Annotated in this window: 6 protein-coding genes; 3 read left to right on the forward strand and 3 right to left on the reverse strand. The window is 67.3% G+C overall.

The features are described 5' to 3' along the window. A partial coding sequence (locus JOZ00_RS10370) for an LLM class flavin-dependent oxidoreductase (RefSeq protein ID WP_293343393.1) occupies positions 1-395 on the reverse strand: 395 nt, incomplete at its 3' end. Between the two features lie 51 nt (positions 396-446). Between JOZ00_RS10370 and JOZ00_RS10375 the strand changes: the two genes are divergently transcribed. Both JOZ00_RS10375 and JOZ00_RS10380 read left to right on the forward strand, forming a co-directional pair. Further along, entirely contained in the window at positions 447-878 is a 432-nt protein-coding gene (locus tag JOZ00_RS10375) for a hypothetical protein (protein WP_293343395.1), read from the forward strand. Between the two features lie 130 nt (positions 879-1,008). Beyond that, the gene (locus JOZ00_RS10380; protein WP_293343397.1) at positions 1,009-2,019 is read left to right on the forward strand and encodes a PHP domain-containing protein; all 1,011 of its coding nucleotides are present in this window, start codon (positions 1,009-1,011) and stop codon (positions 2,017-2,019) included. On the opposite strand, the gene dinB is transcribed toward JOZ00_RS10380, so the two are convergent. Both dinB and JOZ00_RS10390 read right to left on the reverse strand, forming a co-directional pair. Further along, positions 2,008-3,207: a DNA polymerase IV gene (dinB, locus tag JOZ00_RS10385; RefSeq protein WP_293343399.1), complete on the reverse strand. Its 1,200-nt coding sequence runs from the start codon at positions 3,205-3,207 to the stop codon at positions 2,008-2,010. The genes JOZ00_RS10380 and dinB overlap by 12 nt on opposite strands. A gap of 30 nt (positions 3,208-3,237) precedes the next feature. Continuing rightward, on the reverse strand, positions 3,238-3,876 hold the full coding sequence (locus JOZ00_RS10390) for a TetR/AcrR family transcriptional regulator (RefSeq protein WP_293343401.1): 639 nt from the start codon (positions 3,874-3,876) through the stop codon (positions 3,238-3,240). A gap of 77 nt (positions 3,877-3,953) precedes the next feature. Between JOZ00_RS10390 and JOZ00_RS10395 the strand changes: the two genes are divergently transcribed. Further along, positions 3,954-4,124, forward strand: a 171-nt coding sequence (locus JOZ00_RS10395; RefSeq protein ID WP_293343403.1) for an FAD-dependent oxidoreductase, incomplete at its 3' end; no start/stop codon positions are given.

The raw sequence follows: 4,124 nt of genomic DNA on the forward strand, positions 1-4,124 counted from the left end.
GCTTCCTCGAACCGATCGAAGCGTTCCTTGATGCTGCCCAGCTCGATGCCGTAGGCGCCCGACTCCTCCTCGTTCCAGCCGGCGCCGATCCCGAGCTCGAGCCGTCCGTTCGAGATGATGTCGAGCGCGGCGGCCATGTTGGCGAGGACAGCGGGGTGGCGGTAGTGGATTCCCGTCACCAGGGTGCCCAGCCGCAGGCGCTTGGTCGCCTGCGCCAGCGCCGTCAGCGTCGTCCAGCCCTCCAGGCACGGGCCGGTGCTGTCGGAGAAGATCGGGTAGAAGTGGTCGAAGGTCCAGCCCGACTCGAAGACGTCGATGTCGTCGGCGGCCTGCCAGACGGCGAGCATGTCGGCCCAGGCGGTGTTCTGCGGTGAGGTTTTGAACGCGAATCGCATGCAACCGACGTTAGTCGGTCTTTATGAAGCGCAACTAAACTCGACCGCACCATGGGTACCGCGCTCGGAATCGACACCAAGATCACCCTGCTGGCGGCGGGTCTGATCTTCCTGCTTGCGCTCGTTCTCGGCGTGTGGAAGTACCGGCAGATCATGACGTCCGACGACCGGCGCGCGCATCCCTACGTCGACATCGCCCACCGGGCGGCGTTGCTCTACTCGTTCGCGACACTGCTGATCGCGGTCTTCGTCCAGCTGAGCGCCTGGCCGACGTGGGTCAACCTGACGGCCGCGCTCGTCGTCATCTTCTTTTTCGTCGGCGCCATCCTCGCCTACATCAGCCACGGCGCGCGGCGTGACACCGTCAATCAGTTTGAGCACGCCGACGGCAGAACGGCCGTGGCCATGGTTGCGCTGATCGTCGGCGAGATCGGCGGATTCGCGGTGATCCTCGCCGGATTCATCGTCAAGCAGCTGCTGTGAGCTTCTCGGTTTGGCGGCGCCCAGCGGCGCCCAGCTCCGCTGCGCTTGCAGTCACCGCGGAGGGTTTGGCGGTGACCTGCGGCGCCCAGCTCGGCTGCGCTTGCAGTCACCGCGCAGGCACACTGAAGTCATGGACCCGGTAACGGCGCTGCGGCAGATCGCCTACTACAAGGACCGCGATCGCCAGGACTCCAGACGCGTGATGGCTTATCGTAACGCGGCTGACATCGTCGAGGGGCTGACCGACGAGGAGCGGGAGCGCCACGGGCAAGCCAACAGCTGGCAGTCACTACCGGGCATAGGACCGAAAACCGCCAAGGTCATCGACCAGGCCTGGTCCGGCCGTGAACCCGATATGCTTATCGAATTACGCTCTGCCGCAAAAGATCTCGGCGGCGGCGACATCCGCGCCGCGCTGCGCGGGGATCTGCATCTGCACTCCAACTGGTCGGACGGCTCGGCCGATATCGAGGAGATGATGGGCAGCGCGGCCGCGCTGGGTCATGAGTACTGCGCGTTGACCGATCATCCGCCGCGCCTGACGATCGCAAACGGTCTGTCGCCCGAACGGTTGCGCAAACAGCTCGACGTGATCGACCGGCTGCGGGAGAAATTCGAACCGATGCAGATCCTCACCGGGATAGAGGTCGACATACTCGAGGACGGGAGCCTGGACCAGGAACCCGAGCTGTTGGAGCGGCTCGACGTGGTGGTGGCCAGCGTGCATTCGAAGCTGTCGATGGACGCCGGTGCGATGACCCGCCGGATGGTGCGCGCGGTGTCCAACCCGCACGCCGACGTGCTCGGCCACTGCACCGGCCGGCTGGTCTCCGGAAACCGTGGTGTGCGGCCCGAATCCAAGTTCGACGCCGAAGCGGTGTTCACCGCGTGCCGCGAGCACGGCACCGCGGTCGAGATCAACTCCCGCCCCGAACGGCGGGACCCGCCGACTCGGCTGCTCAACCTGGCGCTGGACATCGGGTGCGTGTTCAGCATCGACACCGACGCGCACGCGCCCGGTCAGCTCGATTTCCTCGGCTACGGCGCCCAGCGCGCGCTGGACGCGGGGGTGCCCGTCGAGCGGATCGTCAACACCTGGCCCGCCGAGCAGCTGTTGGAATGGACCGCATCAGTCGGGTAGGTGCGGCATCTCCAATCCGGAATCGTGGCCGACCAACACCGCCGGGGTGAGCGCGGATCTGCCGTAGCGACGGCGGATCTGATCGATCGCCGCGTCTACCGTGGCCGCATCACCCTCGAACGGCAGCATCAGCTGCTGGGCACCGCTGCGGTCGATCGACGACACCGCGAAGCCGACCAGGGTCAGGCCGCGCTCGGACATCATGGGCGCCGCCGCCGCGACCAGTCCGCGGGCGGCGGCGAGGATGGGCTGCGTCGACGAGGTGGCCGACGGCAACGTGCGTGACCGGGTCGCCCGGCTGAAGTCGTTGAACCGCAGTCGCAGCACCACCGTGCGACCGGTCCGGCCGGTGGTGCGCATGCGGCTGGTGATGCGGTCGATCAGGTTGACCACCACCGCGTCGATCTCGGCGGGTGACATGGTGTTGCCGGCGCGGCCGAGCGCGCGTTGCGCGCCAACCGAACGGCGCCGCACCCCCGTGTTCACCCGGCGGCGGTCGACGTTGCGCGACAGGGCAAACAGCTGCCGGCCCATGGCGCCGCCCACCAGCGAGGCGAGCGTGGATTCGTTGAGCTCGGCGACGTCGGCGACGGTGGTAAGGCCGTGCGCGTGCAGCTTGTCGGCCGTCTTCGCGCCCACACCCCACAGCCGGCGCACCGGCAACGGGTGCAAGAAAGCCAGCTCCTGATCGGGCGGCACGAGCAGCAGCCCGTCGGGCTTGCCTTCCTGGCTGGCGACCTTGGCGAGAAATTTCGTCCGCGCGATACCCACGGTGATGGGCAGGCCGGCGCGGTCGCGCACGTCGGCGCGGAGTCGCTCGGCGATCTGAACCGGGGTGCCCGACACCCGGCGCAAGCCGCTGACGTCGAGGAACGCTTCGTCCACCGAGATCGGCTCCACGATCGGTGTGCAGTCGCGGAACACCTCGAAGACGGCGTCGCTGGCCCGCGAGTAGGCGGACATACGCGGCGGCACCACCACGGCGTGGGGACACAGGCGCCGCGCCTGCGCGCCGCCCATCGCCGTGCGCACGCCGTAGGCCTTGGCCTCGTAGCTGGCGGCCAGGACGACTCCGCCGCCCACAATCACCGGGCGGCCGCGCAACGTCGGGTCGTCGCGCTGTTCGACGGACGCGTAGAAGGAATCCAGGTCCGCGTGCAGGATGGAGGCATCACAGCGCACGAACATATGTTCGCATAGGTGGCCGACAAGGGCGCGTCAGCAAGCCTCGCCATAGATGCTGCTGACCCAGATGTGCACCAGGGTTTCGAGCAATTGCTCGCTGGGCACCGACGGCCGCTCGTCGGCAAACGACGCGAGCATCATCTTCTCGTTCAGCAGGTTCAGCGAGGCGGACAGATTGTGCGCCGGCAGCGTCACCGGCGCGGCGCCACGCGCGCGTTCTGCTTCGATCACCACGGCGATGTGATCGACCCACTTCTGCATGAATCGCGACCACAGGTCGCGCAGGTCTTTGTTGGTGCGGGCGGCATCGGCCGCCAGCGACACCGCCCGGTGCGCCCCGAACGTCTCGACGAACACGTTGATCCCGATGCGCCACAACGCTTTCAGGTCGGCGGGCGGGTTGGCGACCATGGTCTCCAGTGCGGAGTCGGCTTCCATGATCACGCGCTCGAACAGCGTGAGCAGCACCGCGTCCTTGGACGGGAAATAGAAGTAGAACGTCGGCCGGGACAGGCCGGCGCCCTTGGCCAGGTCGTCGACGGAGATGTCGGCGAGCGGGCGTTCCCGCAGCAGCCGCTCTGCGGTGGACAGAATGGCCAGTTCACGGTCGTCGCCGGACGGGCGCGCAGAACGCCTGCCTCGGTGGGTGCGGGCGGAACCGACGGTAGACACGGCCGTTACTTTACACGTTGTCGAAACTTTCGACACGGTGTTGACTGGTTCAACACGGTGTTGATAGCGTTGCCCGCATGACTGAGCACCTTGACGTCCTCATCGTGGGCGCCGGCATCTCCGGCGTGAGCGCGGCCTGGCACCTGCAGGAACGCTGCCCGACGAAGAGCTACGCCATCCTCGAACGCCGCGACGACCTGGGCGGAACGTGGGACCTGTTCAAATACCCGGGCATCCGGTCGGACTCC

The organism is Mycobacterium sp., from assembly GCF_019243155.1.
In the GTDB taxonomy this organism is placed as follows: domain Bacteria; phylum Actinomycetota; class Actinomycetes; order Mycobacteriales; family Mycobacteriaceae; genus Mycobacterium.

What these genes read in the sequence shown, in the direction of transcription:
- JOZ00_RS10375 (WP_293343395.1), top strand. Translation starts at nt 447, where the DNA reads ATGGGTACCGCGCTCGGAATCGACACCAAGATCACCCTGCTGGCGGCG.
- JOZ00_RS10380 (WP_293343397.1), top strand. Translation starts at nt 1,009, where the DNA reads ATGGACCCGGTAACGGCGCTGCGGCAGATCGCCTACTACAAGGACCGC.
- dinB (WP_293343399.1), bottom strand. Translation starts at nt 3,207, where the DNA reads ATGTTCGTGCGCTGTGATGCCTCCATCCTGCACGCGGACCTGGATTCC.